This window comes from Marinitoga okinawensis, from assembly GCF_055387075.1.
The window spans coordinates 1,416,200-1,441,410 of the sequence record NZ_AP042422.1; the positions used below are offsets into that span (position 1 = coordinate 1,416,200).

The window sequence follows — 25,211 nt, forward strand, 5'->3', positions numbered from 1 at the left end:
CCAACTCCTTTTAAGATCTAAAATCATTAATTATATTATATAATTTTTTTATTTTCTACATTTTTCAATGCTTTTTTTATAGCTAAGGCATTTTCCACAAGATATTTGAATTGTTGAGGAGTTAATGCTTGATCTTTATCTGACAATGCTTTTTCAGGACATATATGAACTTCAACAATTATCCCATCCGCTCCCACAGCAGCAGCAGCTTGAGCAAGTGGAATTACAAGAGAATTTTTACCAGCAGCATGAGACGGATCAACAATAACTGGTAAATGGGTGAGTTCTTTTAAAGAAGGAACTGCTGAAATATCAAGAGTATTTCTTGTATAATTTTCAAATGTACGTATTCCTCTTTCACATAAAACTACATTGTTATTTCCTTCTGATAATATATATTCTGCACTATATAAAAGATCAACTAATGTAGAATTCATTCCCCTTTTTAATAATACAGGCTTATTACTCTTTCCAACCTCACGGAGTAAAGAAAAATTCTGCATATTTCTCGCACCAATTTGAAGCATATCTACATATTCAGCTATCCAATGAACATCTCTTGGATCAAGAACTTCTGTAACAATAGGTAATCCTGTTATTTCAGAAGCTTTTTTCAATATTTTTAATCCCTTTAATCCTAGTCCTTGAAACGAATATGGTGATGTTCGTGGTTTAAATACACCACCTCTAAGCATGTGTGCTCCAGCTTCTTTTACTGCAATTGCGGTTTGAATAGTTTGTTCCTCGGTTTCTACTGAACATGGACCAGCAATAAATGCGAAATCTTTTCCAAAAACAACTTCTGAATTTAAAGAACTACTAGATACATGTATTAAACTTTTTTCTCTATTTTTTTTCGAAACTAAACGTAAATCTTTTAAATCATTTCCCATGTATATTCCTCCCTCTTTAAATTATAATATTAATATTCCAATAAAAAAAGCCGCAAGTGCTTTTTTTATTGCACTTACGGCCATTGTTTTTTATATCCTGTTGGTTTAAATAGCAAACCACGCAGGAGACCATAAGTGTTCTCCTGCATAATAATAACATTTATTAAATTTTTCTAATGAACTATTTATTTTTTTCAATATAATAAAAAATTGTTGTTTCATAATAATCCCTCCGAATTTTTTGTATTATATCAAAATTTAATCATAATGTCAAGATAAAAAAAATAAAAAAGCCCAGTTTACGCTGGGCTTTTTATGGCTCCGGCGGAGGGATTCGAACCCCCAGCCTAGTGGTTAACAGCCACCCGCTCTACCGTTGAGCTACGCCGGAACAACTCCAAAACATATTATAACATAACTTTCAAAATAAATCAAGAAAATTTTTTGCTACAAATATTAAATCTTCTTTTATTTTACATAAATAACTTTTGATATTTCAAGCCATCTAATTCTTTTTTCTTTTACAGAATAGACAAAATGTGCATATCCTATTCTATCAGCATGATATAAACCAGATATTCCTATTACTCCTCTTAATTCATATACACCATCATTTCCAAAATCAAAAGGTTCTAATTCTCCTATTCCATCAACAAATAATTCTTTAAATTCACCTATAAACTGTCCATATTTATTATATGCTTTCATTTTTACATATTCATCTTTCCTATCTGATAAATCTAAATAAGTAAAAGCATCTTCGTATTTCACTAAAGCTTTAAAATTGTCCATAAATGATGTTTTTAACTCTAATATTTTATCTTCTGAACTCAATAATTCCCCATTTTCATATGAATATAGATAGTAATATAAAAAATTCCCACTACCTCCAGAATAACCTTTTACAAATACATCTAGTTTTTTATCGCCATCAAAATCATAAAATTCCATTGTAGGTTCATATGCTCCAAATCCTAATTCAATTGTTGTTGATTCTTTACCGATAATACTCAATTTGAGATTATCAATATAAATAGAGCTAATATAATCACCTTCTAATATAACTTTTTCATTAATCATATCCCCATTTAAATCAACATCCTTTTGAATAATAACTTTTGAAAACATAAATAATGGAATTAACACAATTAATAATACTACTATTTTTTTCATTTTATTCACCTCCAAAAAAATGATTATATAATTTTATAGATAATTGTTCCTGTTTATGCCAGTAACCTGCTAATTTTTCATTTCTCGATAAATCACCTAACTTCTTATAATATTTCTTATTTAATTTTCCAGGTCCTACATCAAATAATGGCGTTCCCGGCAAAGGCATAAAGGTGTGAGAATGTATAACAGCATTATATTTTTCCGTTATCTTATCCATAAAATCAAATGTTTTTTTTATATCTTCTTCAGTTTCAAAAGGAAATCCAAATATAAAATCTACATATGGAATGAAACCATGTTCATGTAATAAAGATAATGCATTTTCCACTATTTGTAAATTATGTCCTCTTTTTATTTTAGTCAATATATTTTCACTACCACTTTGAGCTCCAATAATCACCATTTTATTATTTACATACTTTTTTATTATTTTCAAAACTTCTGGTGTAACTGATTCCGGCCTTACATCAGATGGAAAAGAACCAAAATATATTTCCTCCATACCTATTTTCTTTAAATTAAATAGTAATTCTTCAATTTTTTCTACATTTGGAATAACTCCATTTTTTGATTCATAGCCAAATGAATTTGGAGTAATAAATCTTGCAATTTTTCTATTGTGCTTTATCCCTTCTTTTGCATATTCAATTATAATATCTGTATCTCTATGTCTAACTATTCTTCCAAAAAGATTTGGTGTTTGACAATATCCACATACAAAAGGGCACCCTCTTGTAATTTCAATTGGCATAAAATGTTTATTTTTAATTGCATAAGGTGGATAAAAGTTCAAATCCACAAATTCTTTAGAGTATATTATTTTTTTATTAGATCCATTTTTCAAAAAATTGGTGAAGGTTTTCTCACCTTCACCAACAAATATATGATCAAAACCTATTTTTAATGTTTCTTCAGGCATAGCACTTGGATGCGGACCACCTGCTATCACAATAAATCCTTTTTCCTTTAATATTGGAACTTCTTTTTCTACATCAAAGATATCAAAACTCATAAAAGAATAAACTATTAAAGTATCTTCTGGATTATAATCTAATATTTTTTTAAAGTTTTTTTCTAATATTGTTTCTATATTTATATTTTCTTTTTCCATAGCTGCGATTAAAGCAACGATTGAATATCTATTTGATTTAAAAAGTCTAAAGATTATCTTTTTCAACTGTATCCTCCTCAGCTTTCTTCTTTGGTAATATATCTCTTAATCCAGAAGCAAATACCAATATACCTATAATTAAAGCAGAAGCAGTTGATATATTTACATATATGTATGTTCCTATAGCAATAGCGTTTATTAACCAGGCTAATGTGATAAATATTTTATTGTTTTTATAATTGTATAATGAAGAAAATATAGTTGAAAATAAAACTAAAACTATAAATAAATCTATGTTAAAATTCCTAATTATACCAAAAACCGATAATAGAACACCTATAAACAAAAAAGTAATTGTTAGTTTATCGTATTTTTTAGATAAAAATGAAAATATTGCTGTTATTAATCCTGATATTATAGCTAAAATCATAAAAAGAATACTAACTTTTAAGTAATAAGCAGCTACTCCTGACAAAAGTATTGAAAAAACTACAGAATATATCATTTATTTCACTCCTTACATTTTGTCTACAACTTTAATTCCTAATAAATCTAATCCTTTTCTTAGAACTTCACCTGCTAAATGTGATAAGAATAATCTTGATTTTAATATTTTTTCTTTTTCTTTTAGTACTGGTAAACTATTATAGAATGAATTGTATGTTTGAGCTAATTCAAATAAATAATCAGCTATTAAATTAGGCTTATAATCATCTGCAGCTCTCATAACAACTATTGGTAATTGAGTTAATAATAATCCAAGTTTTCTCTCTAATTTTTCATTTATTATTAATTCTGCATTTTCAAATGTATATCCATTATCTTTCGCTTTTCTCTTTAATGATTGTATCCTTGCATAAGTATATAATAAATATGGAGCAGTATTTCCATCAAATGCCAACATTTTGTCCCAATCAAAAATTATATGACTAATTCTATTTTGACTTAAATCTGCATATTTAACTGCACCTATACCAATTACTTCAGCAATTTCATTTTTTTCTTCTTCCGTTAAATTAGGGTTTTTCTCTTCGATAATTGTTTTTGCTTTTTCTACTGATTTATTTAACAATTCTTCTAACTTTATAACATTACCTTTTCTTGTTGAAAATACTCCATCTGCAAATCTCATCAAGCCAAACCAAATGTGTTGATAATTATCATCCCAACCAAGCTTTCTTGCAATATTAAACACTTGTTTAAAATGTGTTTGTTGTCTTTCATCCGTTACATATAATATTCTATTTGGATGGTATGTTTCTCTTCTAAATTTTATACAAGCTAAATCCGATGTTGCATATAAAAATGCCCCATCTTTCTTTTGTATTATGGCTGGTGGAAGATTTTCCTTTTCATCAAAAAATACTACAACCGCACCTTCGCTATATGTTGCAATTCCTTTATCTAATAACATTTTTACTATTTCAGGCATAATATTATGATAATGTGATTCACCATAATATGTATCAAATTCTATATCCATTCTTTTATATATTTTATTATATTCTTTTAAAGACAAATCAATAAATTCCTGCCAGAGTTTTCTGTTTTCTGGATCTCCATCCTGTAATTTTTTTAATTCTTGTCTTGCTTCTTCTAATAAATCAGGATTTTTTTCTGATTCTCTTTCAAATTTTACATATATTCTTTCCATTTCTCCTATTGGATCTTTTTCATAATTTTCTTTATCTAACCATAGTCTATAAGCAACAATTAATTTTCCAAATTGTGTTCCCCAATCTCCTAAATGATTATCACCTATAACATTATATCCTAAATATTTATATATTCTCTTTATTGAATCCCCAATTACTGTACTTCTTAAATGACCAATATGCATAGGTTTAGCTATATTAGGCGAAGAATAATCTATTACCACTGTTCCTTTATCTTCTATAAATGAAAAGTCTGGATTTTCTTTTTCTATTTTTGGTAGATAATTAGTAAGAAATTCATCTTTTATATAAATGTTGATAAAACCAGGACCAGCAATATCAACTTTTTCTATAACTTCGTTTTCAGGAATATTATCTATTATTTCTTGTGCAATTATTCTTGGTGATTTTTTTAGATTTTTAGCATTTATCATAGCAAAATTAGTTTGAAAATCACCAAAATTTTCATTAGATGTTCTTTGAACAACTGGATTTTTTATTTCAACATCAGGATATATCTTTTTCACTGATTCTTCCAATAAATCTTCTAACATTTTTTCTATAAGCTTCATAATACACTCCCCTTTCATTCTCATTTTCTATTACTACAATTATAACATAGATTTTGTTAAAAAAATAATAAATTATTATAATGGGTAAATTGAATTTTTTTATTATTTTTATAGCAATCTATAGTTAAGATTGCTATAAGTTTTAGTAAAAATTATATTATATTATAATATAACTATTATTATTAGTATATTATATTAATTTGTTAAAAATTTTTTTCGATTGAACATTTTTGCGATTTTTGGAGTATAATATATACGGAAATCAAAAGTTTAAATTAAGGAGGTAGATAATATGGCTGAAAAAGAATATGTAGTTGGTATTGACTTAGGTACAACCAACTCAGCTATTGCATGGATGAAACCAGATGGAAACGTTGAAGTTATACCTAATGCTGAAGGAAAAAGAACAACTCCTTCAATTGTACATTTTTCAAAAGATGGTAGCGTAATTGTTGGAGAACCTGCAAAAAGACAAGTTGTTTTACACCCTGATAGAACAATCAGATCAATTAAAAGAAAAATGGGTTCGGATTATAAAGTGTCAATAGATAATAAAAGTTTTACCCCACAACAAATTAGTGCTTTTGTTTTACAAAAATTAGTAAGAGATGCTGAAGCATATTTGGGCGGAAAAATTAAAAAAGCTGTTATCACAGTTCCAGCATATTTTAATGATGCTCAAAGGCAAGCAACAAAAGAAGCTGGAGAAATTGCAGGTTTAGAAGTGTTAAGAATTATAAACGAACCTACAGCTGCATCAATAGCATTTGGTTTAAACAAAGTTCACGAAGATAAAAAAATCGTTGTATATGATTTAGGTGGAGGTACATTTGACGTTTCTATCCTTGATGTTGGAGAAGGGGTTATTGAAGTTGTATCAACATCAGGTAATAACCATCTTGGTGGTGATGATTTCGACCAAAGAATAATTGACTGGTTAGTAGAAGAATTCAAGAAAGAACATAATGCAGACATATCTAACGATAGACAAGCAATGCAAAGATTAAAAGAAGCTGCTGAAAGTGCAAAAATTGAATTATCAACAAAATTAGAGACAGAAATTAATTTACCATTTATCACAGTGGTAAACGGACAACCTGTACATTTACAAAAAACATTAACAAGAAAGAAATTCGAAGAATTAGTAAGAGATTTAATCGAATCAACAAGAGGTCCAATCGAAACAGCTTTAAAAGATGCAGGTTTATCAGCTGATGAAGTTGATGATGTATTGTTAGTTGGTGGTTCTACAAGAATCCCAGCTGTTCAAGAATTAGTAAAATCAATATTCCACAAAGACCCAAGTAAAGGCGTTAACCCTGATGAAGCTGTTGCAGTAGGTGCTGCTGTACAAGCTGCTATTATGACAGGTAACACTGAACAAGATTTAGTATTAGTAGACGTTACCCCATTATCATTAGGTGTTGAAGTAAAAGGTGGATTAATGGAAGTTATTATTCCAAAAAATAGTAAAATTCCTATTAGAAAGAGTAAAGTATTTACAACAGCTGGAGATTTCCAAACTGAAGTTGAAATCGGAGTATTCCAGGGAGAAAGACCTCTTGCAAGAGATAATTTCTTCTTAGGAAGCTTTAAATTAACAGGTATTCCACCAGCACCAAGAGGAGTTCCACAAATAGAAGTTTCATTTGATATAGATGCTAATGGTATTGTTAACGTTTCAGCTAAAGATTTAGGTACTGGAAAACAACAATCAATGGTTGTTACAGGAAGAAACAAATTATCTTCAGAAGATATCGAAAGAATGATTAGAGAAGCTCAAGAATACGAAGAACAAGATAAGAGAAAGAGAGAAGAAATCGAGCTTAAAAACCAAGCTGATGATTTAGCATATCAAGTTGAAAAATTAATTAATGAAAATAAGGATAAAGTTCCAGAAGATCAAAAAACAAGATTAGAATCATTAATTAGTGATGTAAGAGACGCTATAAATAACAATGATATTGCAAAATTAAAAATCGTTATGGAAGATTTAAAGAATGAATCAATGAAATTAGGACAATACATTTATCAACAAGCTCAACAAACAGCTGACGCAAACGCAAATCCTGGACAAAATCCAGAAGATACACAAAATCCAAATCAGCAATAATTAAACAATGCAAAAGCTCCGGTTCAATCCGGAGCTTTTGTAATTAAATTAAGGATAAATTTTATTCCATTCTTTTTCATACTGTAAAACTTTTTTTAAGTAATCAGATGTTTCTTTTCTAGTGTTATTTAATAGATATTTATACAATGAAGATAAATTCATATTATCAAGATTTAATCCTCTTACTCTTTTAGAAATTGCAACAGGTCCCATATTATAACTGGCAATAACCATATACTTTCTTTTTGAATAATCCTTTTCAAATTTAAAATACTTATTGTGTAATAAATATATATATGTTGTTCCATATAAAATATTTTTTTCTGGATTATATAATTCATATACTAATGATCTGGGATTCGGCTTTCTTTTGTAAAGGTATATATAAGCTTCTGTAGCCGCATAACGTGGAATTAATTGCATCAACCCTAACGCTCCACTTTTTGATCTTGCTTTTGGTAAGAACGATGATTCTTTTTGAATAATAGCCAATATAAATGGTTTTGGAATACCATATTTACTTTTCATCTCTGTAATCAAAGGAATATATCCTTTAGCTCTTTCTAAAAATGGATTATTTTTAATAGGAATTTTTGCTGTATATACAACTTTGTTATTTACTTCTTTTTCTTTTACTATTTTAGGTTTCTCTATCTCTTTTTTCTCAACAAGATTATCTAAAATAGGTTTTTTTGTATATTCATCCTTTTTATTAATAGTTTTTTCTGCCTGTTTTTTTATTTTCTTTTCAATTTCTTGTTTAGTTACATTTTTATCAGTTATAACTTTAACTTCTATATACCCATTTTTATTTTTCTCATCTCCTTTAAAAGTGACTATACTAAATGAATTTAAATCATCGGAAAAATCATACCATTTATCAGGTGTATACTCAAATGTTTCTCCCCATATTTTTTCAAATTTTTTCATAAATTCTGTTTCTTGTTTAGCATATTCTTCATAATATTTATCCCACTCTTTTTGACTTTCTTCATATAATTTTCTCCATTCTTCATCCATATATTGCAAATGTTCATTCCATTCTTGATTCATTTCTTCAAAATATTTATTAAATTCTTCAGAAAATAAATCCGAATCAAATATATCATTCATACCGATATCTGTATTTATATCAGTATTAATATCTGGCATTAAAAACGGATCATTATCAGAATATAATAATATAGATACCCCCAGAAAAAAGAATAATAGAATTTTTTTCATATTACCCCTCCAAATATTTATTTAAATACCTTTTTATTCTTACAGATAATTCAATAATTATAATATTATATATATGGATTCCAATTAGATAAAATAAAATAGATAATGTATATAATATTTTATTTCTCATCAAAAAAGAAGGGATTAAAAATTGAAAAAAATATATATAAATAGATATTGAAATTATAGACACAATTATGGGATATATGTATTTTTTAAAATAAACAAAGGAAATTAATGGTAAAAAGAATAATAGAATTAATGGTAAAACTTGCATATGTAATCCAACAAATAAATTTAAAAAGAAAAATCCCACTGTAAATGTAATAGAATAATAAAGATTATTCAACAGCGGGATAAAAATTGGTAATGATAAAGGTATTATATTCGGCGCAATATGAAAAAATTTCGAAATAATATATAACAAAAATGCAATTACTAAATATAAACTGGTTTGAACAATTTTATTTTTTATCAAATACACGGGCAGAGATCTCCTCCTGCACATTCGCAACATGTATCAGCAACCGCTACTGTTCCAATGCATTGCAAACATTCTGTGCAATCATCATTCCTTCTATAATAGCCAGCTCTAAATTTATTTAATTCTTCTTTCATTTCCTCATTATTTTTATATTCATTAAACTTTTCTTTCCAGCTAAAATCTTTTTTCATAAACTCACCACCTCATTTAAATATCAATTATATTATATCATAAAAAAACGGCGGCATAAAGCCACCGTAATTTTTACGTTTAATGATTTGCTGGGTTTATAAAGTATATTGCAACGCCAGCAATACCTGCTGCTATACCCAACCAACTTAGAATATTTGCTTGATTTGCAGTTTTTTCAATTTTATCAATTCTAGCTGTATCTACAACAGAATCTGATGTTGCATAATTTTGTAATTGTGCTTCTAAATCAGATTTCGTTACATAGTTTCCAAGTTTGGATTCAACTTCGGCTGCAACTGCATACTTACTTAGATCTGTCTTTAAAGCATAATTTTTTAATGTTGAATTTAAATCACCTAATGTTGCATATTGTTTTAAATCTGCAAATGTTGGATATTCTTTTAATGTGTCTTTTGTTACATATCCATCAAATTTTAATTCTAAGGCACTTAATTCTTCTGAATTAGCATTTACAGTTGTTTTTAAAGTTTCTAAATTTGCACTTAATTCATCAATCTTTGAACCATTCGCAGAAACACCTGATTTTAATGCGTTCAATTCTGTTTCAACTGAAGAAATCCTGTTTACTAAAGTGTCAATATTTAAACTTTCTAAATCTGACAATTTTGCATAACCCTTTAAATATTCTGATACTTTAGTGTCTATAGCTGTATTAACTGATTCTATATCTGCTTTAGATGATAATTTTGATTCAAAAGAAGCAATTTCTGCTTTTACTGAATCTAAATCAATTGCATTCACTTTTGTTTCTAAATCCGCAACTTTATTTGCTATAACACCTATTGATTCTATAGCTGCTTTATTTGTAGCAACATCTTTTTTAAGTGTTGATAAATCTACTGATAATGATTTTAATTCATTAATAGATTTTTCTAAATTTGATATTCTTTCTTCATAAGTGTTTGTTGTTTCTAATTGAGTTACTCTTTTATCTAAAGAGTCAAGTTTTGAGCTCAAGAAACTAATTACATCATATGCACTTTTTAATTCATTTACTGATTTTTCTAATTCATTGATTTTACTATCTAATGCTGTGGTATCAATATTTGCCATTGCATTTTTAATCATTGAATTTACTTCATCTTTTGATAATCCTTGTGATTGTTTTGAAATTTCTTGAACTTGTTTATCAAGAGATACTACTTTTTCTGCTAATGTTGCAAATAATTGTTGTTCTACATATTTTAATGCTCTATCTAATGCTACAGTTAGTTGGTATCTATTTACTTGCGATAATCCTTGATATGTTCCATCTGGAAAACCTTCAATTATTCCTAAAGAAGATAATCTCTCAATTGAATCATATGCCCAATGATTTACAGGAACATCTTTATACGTTGTAGCCGCAAAAGAAAACGCTGCTAAAGCTAATACCATCATGATGATTAAAAGCTTTTTCATCCTAACACCTCCAAAAAAATTTTTATTATTTATAACTCTCTCTCTTATTTTACCACAAAATTCAAAAAAAATGGTAAAATAAATTAGTATTTTTAGACATATTTTTATGATATACTTTAATAAAATTATTAGAAATACTATAATCACTAATTTTATTTTCTATGTTATTATATCAAATTCCTTAAAATACTCAAAATATACTGGAGGTGTTTCAATGAGATTAAAGAGGTCACATAAATGTGGAGAACTAGGAATTGAGAATATTGGAGAAACTGTTATATTAAACGGTTGGGTTGAAAGAATCAGAGATTTAGGTGGAATTAAGTTTGGATTATTAAGAGATAGATATGGAAAAGTTCAATTTGTTGTAGATCCAGAAAATACTGAAATATATGAAATAGCAAAAAATATAGGAAATGAATACGTTATTGCCATTAAAGGTGTTGTTAGAAAAAGACCTGATGATGCTATTAATAAGAATATGAAAACAGGAGAAATTGAGTTATTTGTGGAAGATTTAGAAATTTTATCAGAATCTGAAACTCCACCAATTTATGTTAATAAAGACGATGATGTTTCAGAAAATTTAAGATTAAAATATAGATATCTTGATTTAAGAAAAGACAAAATGAAGAACAATTTATTATTAAGGCATAAAGCATTGCAAATAACAAGACAATATTTTTCAGAAAATGATTTTATGGAGATAGAAACACCTTATCTAACAAAAAGCACCCCTGAAGGTGCAAGAGATTTCTTAGTTCCCTCAAGATTAAAACCTGGTAATTTTTATGCTTTACCTCAATCACCACAATTATTTAAACAATTATTAATGGTCTCTGGATTCGACAGATATTTCCAAATTGCAAGATGTTTTAGAGATGAGGATTTTAGAGCAGATAGACAACCAGAGTTTTCTCAAATAGATTTTGAAATGTCATTTGTTGAAATGGATGATATTTTGGAATTAACAGAAGGATTATTAAAAAAATTATTCAAAGAATTAGTTAATTATGATTTAGAACTTCCTTTAAGAAGATATACCTATGATGAAGTTATGGATAAATATGGTTCTGATAAACCGGATACAAGATATGGTTTGGAAATTCAAGATTTTACAGATGTATTTAAAAATACTGGTGCAACATTTATTAAAAGTGCTATTGAAAAAGGGGAAAAAGTTAGAGGTATTATTTTAGAAAATAAAGCTGATAAATTTTCAAGAAAAAGAATCGATGAATACACAGAATTTGCAAAATCCGTTGGTGCTGGAGGATTAATTTGGGTAAAAAATGAAAAAGGCAATATTAAATCTTCTATTAAAAAAATTGCTGAACCAGAATTACAAAAGTTAGTAGAAAATAATGTTATAAAAGATAATGATATTACATTTATTTTAGTCGGTGAAAAAGATAACATTAATAAAATATTAGGTCACATTAGAAATAAATTAATAAAAGAAGAAATGCCTAAAAAAGATGGTTTTGATGTATTATGGGTTATAGACTTTCCAATGTTCGCTTGGGATGAAGAGGAAAATAGATTAGTAGCTGAACACCATCCATTTACTATGCCAAAATTAGACGAATTTGAAAAATATGCCGATTCTGACCCATTAAAAATAAGAGCTCAATGTTATGATTTGGTTATTAATGGTTATGAAATGGCTAGTGGTAGTATAAGGGTTCACAGAAAAGATTTACAAAACAAAATATTTGAATTAATTGGTTTAAGTGAAAAAGAAATAAATGAAAAATTTGGATTTTTAATTGAAGCTTTCAAATATGGTCCTCCTCCTCACGGTGGAGCAGCTATAGGATTTGACAGATTAATTGCTATAATGGCTGGAGAAGATTCCATTAAAGAAGTTATTGCATTCCCAAAAACAGCAAGTGGTTCAGATCCTATGACAGAAGCACCTTCACCTGTTTCAGAAAGACAATTAAAAGAATTAAAGATCAATGTTGACCTTTAAGGAGGAGAAGTATGAACAAATTTAAAGTAGCTATAGATGGTCCTGCTGGATCAGGTAAAAGTACTATTGCAAAAGAAATTGCAAAAATTTTTAATTTGTATTATTTAGATAGTGGAGCTTTATATAGAGCTTTTGGATATTATTTAAAAAAACATGGTTTTGATTTACATAATGAAAATGATATAATAAATGCGTTGAAATCTTTTGATATAAAAATAATTGATGGAGATTACTATCTTTTTGATGAAAAGTTGGATTTTCAAATTAGAACTCCAGAAATAGGAAAAGCAGCTTCAATAGTTGCTAAAAATCCTCATGTAAGAGAAAAAGTAAATAATATATTAAGAAAAATCGCTAAAAACAATGGTGTCGTTATTGATGGCAGAGATATAGGAACAGTTGTATTACCTGATGCTGAAATAAAAATATTTTTAACTGCATCCATAAAAGAAAGAGCTGAAAGGCGCTATAAAGAACTCATAGAAAAAGGAGAAAATGTGAAATTTGAAGATATTTTAAAAGATATCGAAAAAAGGGATAAAGCTGATTCCACAAGAAAAATTGCACCTTTAAAACCTGCTGATGATGCAATTATTGTTGATACAACTGGAAAAGATATTAAAACTGTTGTAAATGAAATAAAAAATATTATTGTTTCTAAAATGAATATGGAGTGAATATAATGGAAATTAGATTAGCATCAAAAGTTGGATTTTGTTATGGTGTTGAAAGAGCTTATGAAAAAGCTTTAGAATTAGTAAATAATAACGAAAAAGTATACATATATGGAGATTTGGTTCATAATAATGAAGTTAAAAATGAATTAATGAATAAAGGTGTTGGTTTTTTTTATTCTTTAAATGAATTACCAATTGATTCAAATGAATCAATTGGAATTATTAGAGCACATGGAATACCAAAAAAAGAAAAAGATTTATTAAAAAAAAGATTTAAAGAAGTAATAGATTTAACCTGTCCAATAGTTGAAAATGTTTTTAAATATGCACATGAAATGCAAAAAAAAGGATATTTTATAATTGCCTATGGAAAAAAAGAACATGCCGAAATGATTGGTTTAAAAGGTAATATAGACGAAAACAAAATAGAAATACTAAAAGATCCAAAAACCTTTAAACACAATAAAATATGTGTTATTAGTCAAACAACTATGGATTATCATAATTTTAAAGATTTTGCTTCTGAATTAACTAAAATATCTGAATACAATGAAATCGCGATAAAAGATACAATTTGTTATGAAACAAAAATCAGAGAAACAGAGGCAAAAGATATTGCAATTTGGTCAGAATTTGTTATAATAATAGGAGGAAAACATAGTTCTAACACAAGAAAATTATATGAAATATCTAAAAAATATAATAAAAATTCTATTCATATAGACTCGGTTAATGAATTGAAGAGTTATGAATTATCGAAATATGAAAAAATAGGTATCTTAACAGGTACTTCTACACCAAATAAATCTATAAATGAAGTTATCGAATTTTTAAGGAGGGGTTTTTGATGGTTGAGGATAAAAACGAATTTGAAAAACTTTTAAGTGAGGAAACAGAATTTCAAATAAAGAAGGGGGATATCATCAAGGGTGAAATTATATCTATTAGTCCTGATGGTCTTTTTGTTTCTGCTGAGGGAAAACCTTTTGATGTTTATGTTGGAAAAGATTATTTATTATCTAATATTAAAAATTATAAATTAGGTGATGTTATTAGCGTTAAATTACTAAAGATAAATGAAGCTGAAGGACAAGCTTTTGGCTCTGAAAAAGCCGCTAAAAGAGATATGATTATTGATGAGATAGTTGAAGGAAAAATTGTAAAAGGTAAAATCGTTGAAAAAGTTGAAAAAGGGTACATTGTTGAACTTGAAAATGTTATTAATGCATTTCTTCCTGGTTCATTATCAATGTTAAGTCCAAGAGATGATTATCCAAAAGAGGAAATGGATTTTCTAGTACTTAAAAATGAAAAAAGAAGAAAAAGAATTAATATAGTTGTTTCCAGAAAAGGCTTAGTTGATAAATTCGTTGAAGAATTTTTTAATAATCACCATTTAAACATGATAGTCGAAGGAATCGTAACTGGTATAAAAGAATTTGGATTATTCGTGAGTTTAAACCCATATATAACTGCTTTAGCTCCAAAAAGCGAATTATCATGGGATAAAAAATTCGATCATGGAAAATTCTATTCTATTGGCGATAAAATAAAAGGGGTTATTATTAAACTTGATAAAGAAAATAAAAAGGTATCTATATCTGTTAAAAGATTAAAAAATGATCCATGGGAGGAAATTGATAAAAAATTTCCAGTGGGTGAAGTTGTAAAAGGTGAAGTTATAGAAATATTCCCATTTGGTTTTGCTATTAAGTTAGATGAAGGTATAGAAGGTCTTGTACATGAATCTGAAATATTCTGGACCGGAAAAGGTAAAATAGAAAATGTTGTAAAAGTGGGAGATATTGTTAAGGTAAAAGTCTTAGATATAGATAAAGATAAAAAAAAGATATCTTTAAGTTATAAACAAGTTATTGGTGATCCATGGGAAAATATTGATAATTCATTAAAAGAAGGAGATATTGTTGATGGTGAAGTCGAAAAACTTTTACCAAATGGAATTATTGTAAAATTAGATAATGATTTAACTGGATTTTCCCATGTTTCTGAATTATCCTGGAATTTTGTGGATAATGTGGAAGATTTATTTAAAGAAGGAGATAAAGTAAAGGTTAAAGTATTACATATTGATAAAGAAAATAGAAAAATCAAATTGAGCGTTAAACAAACAAAAGATAATCCTTGGAAAAAAGTTTCTAGCGAATTAAAAAAAGGAGATAAAATTACTGGAAAAGTTTTAAAATACGTTGGTAAAGGTGCTGTTATCTTAGTTGATGAATATGAAGTTGAAGCATTTATCCCTAAATCTAAAATAGATTTACAAGAAAACGAAAATATTGAAGATAAAATAGAAATAGGTAGTACTGTAGAAGGAGAAATATTATCTATAGAATTTGAAAACGAAGAACAAAAAGGAAGTATGATTGTTAGTTTAATAAAATAATTGAGGTGAAATAATGAAACCCGTTGTACTAATAATAGGAAAACCAAACGTAGGAAAATCAACGCTATTTAATAGGTTGATTAAAGAAAAAAAAGCTATAGTAATGGATTATCCAGGTGTAACTAGAGATCAAATATTTAGTGAGGCACGCTACGATGGGCGTGCCTTCACCTTAGTTGACACTTGTGGAATTTTTGAAAAACCTACTAGTGAATTAGAAGAAGTTGCAAAGAATAAAGTTATGGAGTCTTTAAATGATTCTGATTTAATCTTATTTATAACTGATGGAAGAAATGGATTAACCGCTGAAGACTATTATTTAGCTAATGTTCTTAGAAAAGTGAAAAACAAGGTTGTTCTTGTAGCTAACAAAGTAGAATCTTTTGATAAATTTGAAATGGATGTTTTACCAGAACTATACAAACTGGGTTTAGGAGAACCTATACCAATTTCTGCTGAACACAATAAAAATTTAGATGAATTAATTGATGAAATTTTTGAAAAAATACCTGAACATCCAATTGAAGAAGAAAATGAAAATAATATTATTAAAGTTTCACTTATTGGAAGAACTAATGCTGGTAAATCTTCCTTATTTAATGCTATTACTGGTATTAATAGGGCAATTGTTTCCGATGTTCCGGGAACTACAAGAGATACGATTGATGAATTAATTGAAATTAATGGGCAAAAATATCTTTTTGTTGATACTGCTGGTTTAAAGCGAAAATCAAAAACTGAATATGGTAGTGTTGAAATGTATAGTACCGTAAGAACTATTAGAGCTATAGAAAATTCTGACGTTGTAGTTTTACTTATAGACGCAGTAGAAGGAATTACCCAGCAGGACAAAAAGGTAATTGGCACAGCAGAAAATAGAGGAAAAGCCACTGTTATAGCTTTTAATAAATGGGATTTGGTAAAATTTCATGATAAAAGAATTGAAGAGTATCTAAACTTGTTTGAAAAAGAATTATATTTTGTTAGTTATAGCCCTGTTGTATTTACTTCTGCTACCAAACATTGGGGTATTGAAAAACTGATGGACGCAATAGATACTGCCTATAAATCTTACACAAGGCGAATTCCTACAAGCGCATTAAACGCTGCATTAGAAAGATTTATGATGGTTTCACCACCACCTATCAGAAAAGGAAAAAGAATTAAAATTTATTACGGAACACAGGTTGATATAAAACCACCAATATTTACATTTTTTAGTAATATGCCACAACAAATCCCAAAATCCTATCAAAGAGCTATTCAAAATATGATTAGAAGATATATAGATCCTTTTATTGGATCCCCTGTATTTATCAAATTTAAAAGCAGAAATAAATAATGAGGTGATAAAATTGTCTGTTTTTTTATGGATACTCTTTGGATATTTATGCGGTTCCATCCCTTTTAGCTATATTATTGCAAAATTTAAAGGAATTGATATTACAAAAGTTGGTAGTGGTAATGTTGGCGGAACAAATGTTTTAAGGACAGCAGGTGCTTTGTACGGTGTTTTAAGCATGATTTTAGATTTATTAAAATCTTTTATTCCAACATATTTAGCAGTAAAGTTCAGTGGTACAAATATTGCTTATTTTGTTGCATTTTTTTCTGTTATAGGACATATTTTTCCATTATGGCTAAAATTTAAAGGTGGAAAAGGTGTAGCTTCAACTGTAGGAACCTATTTTGCTTTAAATCCTACATTAGCTTTGATTTTTTACTTATTGTGGTTGCCTTTAACTTTAACTACTAAATATGTTTCATTAGCCTCAATTACAACGCTGTCAATAATAGGAATTATTAGTTTCATTTATTCTCCATCATTAGGACTACTAAACGTTATTTTTGCATTAATAAGCATATATAAACATAAAGAAAATATAGAAAGGCTTTTAAATGGTACAGAAAGAAGAACAGATGTTGTAGAAATATTTAAAAAATCTTTAAAAAAATGATGAAAAAAATATTATTTATTTTTTTATTAATGAGTTCTATCATTTTTTCTCAAAATTTAACAGAAAGCGAAAAAATGGCTCGAAAAATTTTTTCAGAGAGCCTTAATGATTATTATTCTGGTAAAAAATATGAAGCTCGATTAAAATTAGAGGAAGCTATGTCTAATCAAATATATTTAAAAGATGTCCCTTATTTTTGGTATTACGCTGCTAAACTTGATCTTTTATTAGGAAATATTGAAAAGGCGAAAGAGGATCTTAACAATATACTTTTCTTTTCTCCATCTAATCAGGAAGCTATTTCCTTGCTAAAATTTATTAATTCTTTAGGGAACATCGGAAAAGATATTATTCCAAAAATTAAAATAAAAGAAATTGGAAAAATAAATAATGTTATAAATAGCAACGAGAAATATTATGTTGCTAATAATTTTGTAGTAATTAATTCTTATGTGTATTTACTTGATATTCAAAATGATCTTATATATTATACCAACTTAGATAATAGCTATGAAAACTGGATAAAATTAGATAATTTTATAGATAAAAAATTTATTCCTTTAAGCATGTATTATGATAATAGAACTGATTATTTTTATATTTCTGGAAATTTGGGATTATATCTAATAAAAGATTTTTCAAAACAAAAAAGTTTCCAATTTGAAAAAATCAATGCCACCGAAAACCTTTTATTGATTGGAATTGATAAAGTTGGAAGATTTTGGACATATAACTCCAAAAAAAATTCATTACAGGTACTTGACTATAATGGAAAATTTTTATCAAATATAATTTTAAATGAAAATTATATGATTACTGCTGCTAGTCTTTTTGAAAACAATATAAATTTATTAGATGTAAAAAATAAACAGTTATTAACATTTTCAACTTTAAATAATAAAATAATTAAATCAACAAAATTCACTAATAAACATTTACCCTTGGATATTGTAACTCTTCCATATAATATAATACTTATTTCTTTTATGAATGATGGAACCTATATCTTCCAAAATAACAAATTTAGCAAGTTGTTTGATTTTCCATACTTATTAAATTATAATAATGGAGTATTGATGAAATTTAATTATTTAAATTATAAACTAATATTAGATAATATTGATTTCGAAAGTGATATAATGCCATATTTTGTATTTTTATATGGTATTAAATTTGATGTTCCAAAAATGACTATTACTGCTAAAATAAGCACTATATTTCCTGGAAACAACTTGATTGATTTTGTAGATAAAAAAATATATATAACTGATTCTGAAGGTAGATATGCTTTTAATTACAATAAAATATTAGAAAAGGCTAACATTTATTATTTTGATAATATGGAACATTTATTTTTGGATATGCTTCCCTTATTAAAAAATGATTCTATTGTAATACTTAATGATGAAAATAATTCTAATTTTGATAAATATATAACAATAAAAAATATAATTCCATTTATTTTTACAAACACTGCTTTATACATAGTCACAGATTATCCTATAAACAATAATGTATTAAATTTAGTTCATTTAACTGGAGGAAGGATAATTCCTAGAAATGATTTGAATATATTTAATTCTTATATAAAAGCAAATAAAAAAATAATTCAACAAGTTTCTTATAAAATATTTCCTCCAATAGCTCCTGGGATTAGACCAGTAAGTGTATATTTACAAATGCGAAATAAAACTATTAGTGATACTATGTATTACTATTCGGAAGGTGTTGGAATTGCAGAATAAAAGTAATTATTATTTAAAAATAGGTAATAAATATTTAAGCTTAAACAATATAGAACTAGCTATTAAGAATTATCTTTTGGCCTTAAACGAAGATTCAAACAACCCTTTAATATATCATAATTTGGGCGTTTCCTATTTAATAAAAAGCGAATTCATTTCTGCAATAGAAAATTTTAAAAAAGCTATAGAACTTGGCTTTAAAAGCGATGAAACATTATACTATTATTTAAAAGCTCTTTTTGATGCAGAAATGTATGAAGAATGTTTAAAAATTGATACAACTGAAAAATTTTTTATAGATATGAATATGATAAAATTAAAAGCAGCTATGAAATTAAACAAAATCAAACTTGCAAAACAGTTATTAAATACTTTAAAGATGAGTGGGTTTTCAAGTCAGGAAATAAATTTAATTGAAAAAATAATTAATTCAAAAAATATACATTAGGAGGTCTTAGTTGTGAAGATTAAAGCATCTATCTTTTTGGTTTTTTTATTAAGTGTTTCTATTTTTGCTAATTACACAATTAGAACGGGTGATGTTTTGGGATTATGGGTTTTTGGGTATCCAGAATATTCGAATCAAAAGATTGTAGTCGGCCCTGATGGACAAATAACAGTTCCTCCAATAGGTAGATTACAAGCTTTAGGAAAAAGTTTAGAATCTCTTGAAAAAGAAATAAAAGAAAAAATAAGCACATATATAAAATCTCCAAATGTTACATTAGGAATAGTTAATTATGCCCCCTTTGAAGTACAGGTCATTGGTAATGTAAAAAAATCTGGCATAATACAATTACCAAAACCAGAATTAAGTTTAACTAAAATAATTTCTTTGAGTGGTGGATTTGCAGAAGCGTGGAAAAGCACTTATGCAATCATAAAATATCCTGATGGCAAAGAAGAAAAATATGATATAACAAATCTTTTTAAAGGTTTATTGTTAGAAAAAGATCCTATTATACCAGAAAATTCAACTATCGTTATCCCTTTCGAATTTAATACTAATATTAACATCTATACTGATTTTGGAATAAAAACAATTCAATATTTTGATGGAATAACTCTAAAAGACATTGTTTCAAATTCAAATATTAACCCTCAAAATTTTGAAAGCTCCATAATAGTATTAAGAAATGATAAAATTCTTTCTTTTTCATTCGATGATTTAAAAGAAAATAAAAATATCCTTCTCCAAAAAGGGGATACCGTTATATTTAATAAATTAGAAAAATATGTTTATGTTTTTGGTTTAAATAAAGGTGGAAAAATTTTATTTGAAAAAGATGAACCATTTACTTTAAAAACTTTAATGGCCAAATTAGGAGTAGATCCTAAATATGTTAGTTATACTGTATATGATAAAGAAAAAGGAAAATTAGAAAACATTAAAGAAAATTCTGAATTAAAAATTGGAGAAATTGTAGAATTTGAAACTATTGAAAATTATGTATATGTTAGCTCAAATATCGGAGGCGGAAAAATTTTATTTGATGTAAAAGAATCATTCGATCTAAACACATTGCTAGGAAAAATGGGTGTAGATAAAAACGATTATAATATTGAAGTATTCAACCCTCAAAATGGTGTAACTACTGAAGCTACTGAAAATATTTCCTTTGTTAAAGGAATGATCGTTAAATTCACTCCTATTGAAAAATTCGTTTATGTTGCTAATAAGGGTAAGGTTTTATTCTCCAAAACTGAAAACTTCGATTTAGATACTTTAGTTGGTAAATTAGGTATTGATAAGGATTTATCTCAAATTAAAATTTTTGATCCTGATTCTAAAGAAACTTTTATTGCTGATAAAAATATTCCTTTGAAAAACAATATGTATATCGATATTATTCCTGTTGAAAAATTTGTTTATGTCGCTAATAAAGGTAAAGTTTTATTCTCTAAAACTGAAAACTTCGATTTAGATACTTTAGTTGGTAAATTAGGTATTGATAAGGATTTATCTCAAATTAAAATTTTTGATCCTGATTCTAAAGAAACTTTTATTGCTGATAAAAATATCCCTTTGAAAAATAATATGTATATCGATATTATTCCTGTTGAAAAATTCGTTTATGTTGCTAATAAGGGTAAGGTTTTATTCTCCAAAACTGAAAACTTCGATTTAGATACTTTAGTTGGTAAATTGGGTATTGATAAGGATTTATCTCAAATTAAAATTTTTGATCCTGATTCTAAAGAAACTTTTATTGCTGATAAAAATATTCCTTTGAAAAACAATATGTATATCGATATTATTCCTGTTGAAAAATTCGTTTATGTTGCTAATAAGGGTAAGGTTTTATTCTCCAAAACTGAAAACTTCGATTTAGATACTTTAGTTGGTAAATTGGGTATTGATAAGGATTTATCTCAAATTAAAATTTTTGATCCTGATTCTAAAGAAACTTTTATTGCTGATAAAAATATCCCTTTGAAAAATAATATGTATATCGATATTATTCCTGTTGAAAAATTCGTTTATGTTGCTAATAAGGGTAAGGTTTTATTCTCCAAAACTGAAAACTTCGATTTAGATACTTTAGTTGGTAAATTGGGTATTGATAAGGATTTATCTCAAATTAAAATTTTTGATCCTGATTCTAAAGAAACTTTTATTGCTGATAAAAATATCCCTTTGAAAAATAATATGTATATCGATATTATTCCTGTTGAAAAATTCGTTTATGTTGTTGGAGATGTTTCAAAAACTCTATACTTTAATAAAACAGAATCAATTGATAAAAAAACAATACTTGCTAAATTAGGAATTTCTGAAGATAAAATACAAAGTTTTGAATACGATGATACTCTAAAACCAGGCTCTATTATAAAAATAAATATAAAGAAAAATTATATATATACTTCTGGTGCTTTTAATTACACTGGAAGATTAGATTTCGATATAAATGAACCGATAACTCTTTCTGCAATTATTTCTAAAGCAAGAGGATTTAATTCCGAATTTAGTGGTGAAATTTTAATAATGAATAATGATAAAACAAAAACTATTACAATAGAAGAAAATAAGATATATAATGATTTAATAGAACCTGGATCCATGATTTTAGCTAAAACTTCAAAAAGAATTGTTTATATTTTTGGTGAAGGTGTTGTAAATGGATCTTATACTGCTAAATTAAATGATTCAGTATGGAATATATTATTAAGAGCTGGATTTATACCTTCAGATAAATACGTAATTGAATTAAAAAATGGCGATTCTATAGAAAATATTAAGGGTTCAAATGCTGAGAGTTTTTTAAGTAAAATACCAATTTCAGGAGAAGTTTATATTAACGTAAGAAAAGTGAAAAATGATAATGTTTTAATTTATAAGAATGGTCAAATCAAGGTTATTACTCCAAAAATTAATGATTATGTTACTTTAATAGATGTATTTAGTTCTGTTGGAGGGTTTTCTCCTTCAAATGAAGGAACAATTATGGTTTATAATAATGATAAAAAAATTGCTGAATATAATTCATTAGATGTAATAAATAATCCTTTAGCAAAAATACCTCAAGGATCTTATGTAAACTTTGTATTAGATGTAAATCTAAATTATATCACTGTATTAGGAAGCACTACACCAAGAAGTATAAAAACAGAAATAGCTGTTCCATTAACTGAAATTTTAGGACAATTATCTATAGATTGGAGAACCCAAAAATATATTGATATTTACAAACCAAATGGAAATATAGAGAATATAGATTTAGATAAAGTTAAAGAATTAAATACAGTATTAATTGAGCCAGGTAGTGTTGTTTATGTTCCTTCAACACATAATCAATATGTTTACATTTTTGGTGAAGTTTTGCATCCAGGTCTTTTACCATATACAAAAGGATTAAACGTTATGGAAGCTTTATTCAAAGCTGGGGTTAATGCTCAAACTGCTGAATTATCAAATGTTTTCTTATTTACTGACGGTCCAAATCAACCACCTATTGTTTTAAATTTAAAGGATTTCTATAATGGAGGTAATGTTCCAGAAAATATGAATAAATTGTTAGAACCTGGAAATATAATTTATGTTCCAAAGAATGTTTTAACTAACGTTGTAAATGTTATGAGCACTGTAAGCAATTTCATGAGTTTCTTTAATAATGGATATACTACTTATAATAACATTAATAATATAATTAGTGGAAAATGATAGAATCCCCCGTTTGGGGGATTAAGCTTTAAACGGAGGTGTAAAAATATGGCAGAATTAACTCCAAAAGAAATAGTAAAAGAGTTAGATAAATATATTATAGGTCAAAATGAAGCCAAAAAAGCTGTTGCTGTTGCACTAAGAAATAGATATAGAAGATTAAAATTACCTGAAGAAATGAAAAAAGAAATTATGCCTAAAAATATTTTAATGATAGGACCTACCGGAGTGGGTAAAACTGAAATAGCCAGAAGATTGGCTCAAATAGCTAATGCTCCTTTTATAAAAGTTGAAGCAACAAGATTTACGGAGGTTGGTTATGTAGGAAAAAATGTTGAATCTATGATAAGAGAATTAGTTGATGTATCTATTAATATGGTAAGAAATGAAATGATGAAAGATGTTGAAGAAAAAGCTGCTGAAATGGTAGAAGAAAAAATATTAGATGCGATAATGGGTGTAAAAAAACATAAACAACCTTCTGCTGGAAATTTCATGGAATTATTTAATATGTTTAATCAAAACCAACCTAAAAAGGAAGAACCTGTAGAAGAATCAAATAATTTCCATAGAAGAGAAGAATTAAAACAAAAACTGAAAAATAAAGAATTAGAAAATATTGAAATTGAAATTGAGGTTGAAGAATCTCCTGCACCAATGTTTGCAGGATTGGGTCCAGAATTTGAAGATATGGGTATTCAAATTGGTGAAATGTTTTCTAATATGATGCCTAAAAAAACTATTAAAAGAAAAATGAAAATAAAAGATGCAAGAAAAGTTTTATTACCAATGGAAGCTGAAAAATTAATCGATAAAGATAAAATGGTTCAAGAAGCTATTGATCGAGCACAAAATAGAGGGATAATATTTATAGATGAAATGGATAAAATAGCTGCTAAATCTGGTGGTTCTGGTCCCGATGTTTCAAGAGAAGGCGTTCAAAGGGATTTATTACCAATAGTTGAAGGTACAACTGTTGTTACCAAACATGGTCCTATTAAAACTGATTATATGTTATTCATAGCAGCTGGTGCGTTCCATGTAGCTAAACCTTCTGATTTAATACCTGAAATGCAAGGAAGATTTCCTATAAGAGTAGAATTAGATGCTTTAACAGAAAAAGATTTTGTAAGAATATTAGTAGAGCCAGAAAATGCTGTTACTAAGCAATATAAAGCGTTATTAGGCACTGATGGTGTAAATCTTGTATTTACAGAAGAAGGAATTCATGAAATTGCAAAAATAGCTTTTGAATTAAATGAAAAAATTGAAAATATAGGTGCCAGAAGACTTTATACCGTGGTTGAAAAAGTATTAGAAGAAATATCTTTTGAAGCTCCTTTAGATTCTGTAGTTGACATTCAAATTACAAAAGAATATGTAAAACAAAGAATTGGAAAACTTGCTGATAATAAGGATTTAAGTGAATTTGTCCTTTAGGAGGATTA

At 27.1% G+C, this 25,211-nt stretch carries 19 protein-coding genes and 1 tRNA gene; 11 read left to right on the forward strand and 9 right to left on the reverse strand.

Features of this window, described 5'->3' with window-relative positions; translation table 11 throughout:
• Positions 1 to 35: 35 nt before the first annotated feature.
• The 6 genes from aroF to argS all read right to left on the reverse strand — a co-directional run bounded on the left by aroF (position 36) and on the right by argS (position 5,407).
• Positions 36 to 893: a 3-deoxy-7-phosphoheptulonate synthase gene (gene aroF / locus ACZ5CK_RS07060; RefSeq protein ID WP_464581116.1), complete on the reverse strand. Its 858-nt coding sequence runs from the start codon at positions 891 to 893 to the stop codon at positions 36 to 38.
• A 316-nt stretch (positions 894 to 1,209) separates the two neighbouring features.
• Positions 1,210 to 1,284 (reverse strand) — tRNA-Asn (locus tag ACZ5CK_RS07065).
• Positions 1,285 to 1,361: 77 nt separating this feature from the next.
• A complete protein-coding gene (locus tag ACZ5CK_RS07070) occupies positions 1,362 to 2,066 on the reverse strand; it encodes a hypothetical protein (protein ID WP_464581117.1) in 705 nt (234 codons plus the stop codon).
• A 1-nt stretch (position 2,067) separates the two neighbouring features.
• Positions 2,068 to 3,246 carry a TIGR04013 family B12-binding domain/radical SAM domain-containing protein gene (locus ACZ5CK_RS07075; RefSeq protein WP_464581118.1) on the reverse strand — a complete coding sequence of 393 codons (1,179 nt, stop codon included), beginning with the start codon at positions 3,244 to 3,246 and terminating at the stop codon, positions 2,068 to 2,070.
• Positions 3,227 to 3,685, reverse strand: coding sequence for a hypothetical protein (locus ACZ5CK_RS07080; protein WP_464581119.1), 459 nt, complete (start codon positions 3,683 to 3,685; stop codon positions 3,227 to 3,229). Before ACZ5CK_RS07080 ends, ACZ5CK_RS07075 begins: the two co-directional genes overlap by 20 nt.
• A gap of 12 nt (positions 3,686 to 3,697) precedes the next feature.
• On the reverse strand, positions 3,698 to 5,407 hold the full coding sequence (gene argS, locus ACZ5CK_RS07085; RefSeq protein WP_464581120.1) for an arginine--tRNA ligase: 1,710 nt from the start codon (positions 5,405 to 5,407) through the stop codon (positions 3,698 to 3,700).
• A 292-nt stretch (positions 5,408 to 5,699) separates the two neighbouring features.
• Between argS and dnaK the strand changes: the two genes are divergently transcribed.
• Entirely contained in the window at positions 5,700 to 7,520 is a 1,821-nt protein-coding gene (gene dnaK / locus ACZ5CK_RS07090; RefSeq protein ID WP_464581121.1) for a molecular chaperone DnaK, read from the forward strand.
• A gap of 48 nt (positions 7,521 to 7,568) precedes the next feature.
• Here dnaK and ACZ5CK_RS07095 read toward each other — a convergent pair whose 3' ends face one another.
• The 3 genes from ACZ5CK_RS07095 to ACZ5CK_RS07105 form a co-directional block, all read right to left on the reverse strand.
• On the reverse strand, positions 7,569 to 8,744 hold the full coding sequence (locus ACZ5CK_RS07095; RefSeq protein WP_464581122.1) for a transglycosylase SLT domain-containing protein: 1,176 nt from the start codon (positions 8,742 to 8,744) through the stop codon (positions 7,569 to 7,571).
• Between the two features lie 474 nt (positions 8,745 to 9,218).
• A complete protein-coding gene (locus ACZ5CK_RS07100; protein WP_464581123.1) occupies positions 9,219 to 9,419 on the reverse strand; it encodes a hypothetical protein in 201 nt (66 codons plus the stop codon).
• A 79-nt stretch (positions 9,420 to 9,498) separates the two neighbouring features.
• On the reverse strand, positions 9,499 to 10,842 hold the full coding sequence (locus tag ACZ5CK_RS07105; protein WP_464581124.1) for an S-layer homology domain-containing protein: 1,344 nt from the start codon (positions 10,840 to 10,842) through the stop codon (positions 9,499 to 9,501).
• A gap of 214 nt (positions 10,843 to 11,056) precedes the next feature.
• On the opposite strand from ACZ5CK_RS07105, the gene aspS reads away from it, so the two are divergent.
• From aspS to hslU, 10 genes are all read left to right on the forward strand, one after another.
• Entirely contained in the window at positions 11,057 to 12,817 is a 1,761-nt protein-coding gene (aspS, locus tag ACZ5CK_RS07110; protein ID WP_464581125.1) for an aspartate--tRNA ligase, read from the forward strand.
• 11 nt (positions 12,818 to 12,828) lie between these two features.
• A complete protein-coding gene (cmk, locus tag ACZ5CK_RS07115) occupies positions 12,829 to 13,494 on the forward strand; it encodes a (d)CMP kinase (protein WP_464581126.1) in 666 nt (221 codons plus the stop codon).
• Between the two features lie 5 nt (positions 13,495 to 13,499).
• Positions 13,500 to 14,342 carry a 4-hydroxy-3-methylbut-2-enyl diphosphate reductase gene (ispH, locus tag ACZ5CK_RS07120; RefSeq protein WP_464581127.1) on the forward strand — a complete coding sequence of 281 codons (843 nt, stop codon included), beginning with the start codon at positions 13,500 to 13,502 and terminating at the stop codon, positions 14,340 to 14,342.
• Positions 14,342 to 15,898: a S1 RNA-binding domain-containing protein gene (locus tag ACZ5CK_RS07125; protein WP_464581128.1), complete on the forward strand. Its 1,557-nt coding sequence runs from the start codon at positions 14,342 to 14,344 to the stop codon at positions 15,896 to 15,898. The genes ispH and ACZ5CK_RS07125 overlap by 1 nt, the downstream gene beginning before the upstream one ends.
• A 13-nt stretch (positions 15,899 to 15,911) precedes the next feature.
• Positions 15,912 to 17,240, forward strand: a complete 1,329-nt coding sequence (der, locus tag ACZ5CK_RS07130) for a ribosome biogenesis GTPase Der (RefSeq protein ID WP_464581129.1) — start codon at positions 15,912 to 15,914, stop codon at positions 17,238 to 17,240.
• A 13-nt stretch (positions 17,241 to 17,253) separates the two neighbouring features.
• Positions 17,254 to 17,856, forward strand: a complete 603-nt coding sequence (plsY, locus tag ACZ5CK_RS07135; protein ID WP_464581131.1) for a glycerol-3-phosphate 1-O-acyltransferase PlsY — start codon at positions 17,254 to 17,256, stop codon at positions 17,854 to 17,856.
• A gap of 74 nt (positions 17,857 to 17,930) precedes the next feature.
• A complete protein-coding gene (locus tag ACZ5CK_RS07140) occupies positions 17,931 to 19,601 on the forward strand; it encodes a hypothetical protein (protein ID WP_464581132.1) in 1,671 nt (556 codons plus the stop codon).
• Positions 19,591 to 20,049 carry a tetratricopeptide repeat protein gene (locus tag ACZ5CK_RS07145; RefSeq protein ID WP_464581133.1) on the forward strand — a complete coding sequence of 153 codons (459 nt, stop codon included), beginning with the start codon at positions 19,591 to 19,593 and terminating at the stop codon, positions 20,047 to 20,049. The genes ACZ5CK_RS07140 and ACZ5CK_RS07145 overlap by 11 nt, the downstream gene beginning before the upstream one ends.
• Positions 20,050 to 20,061: 12 nt before the next feature.
• Positions 20,062 to 23,763: a polysaccharide biosynthesis/export family protein gene (locus ACZ5CK_RS07150; RefSeq protein WP_464581134.1), complete on the forward strand. Its 3,702-nt coding sequence runs from the start codon at positions 20,062 to 20,064 to the stop codon at positions 23,761 to 23,763.
• 48 nt (positions 23,764 to 23,811) lie between these two features.
• Entirely contained in the window at positions 23,812 to 25,203 is a 1,392-nt protein-coding gene (hslU, locus tag ACZ5CK_RS07155) for an ATP-dependent protease ATPase subunit HslU (RefSeq protein WP_464581135.1), read from the forward strand.
• Positions 25,204 to 25,211: the final 8 nt, after the last annotated feature.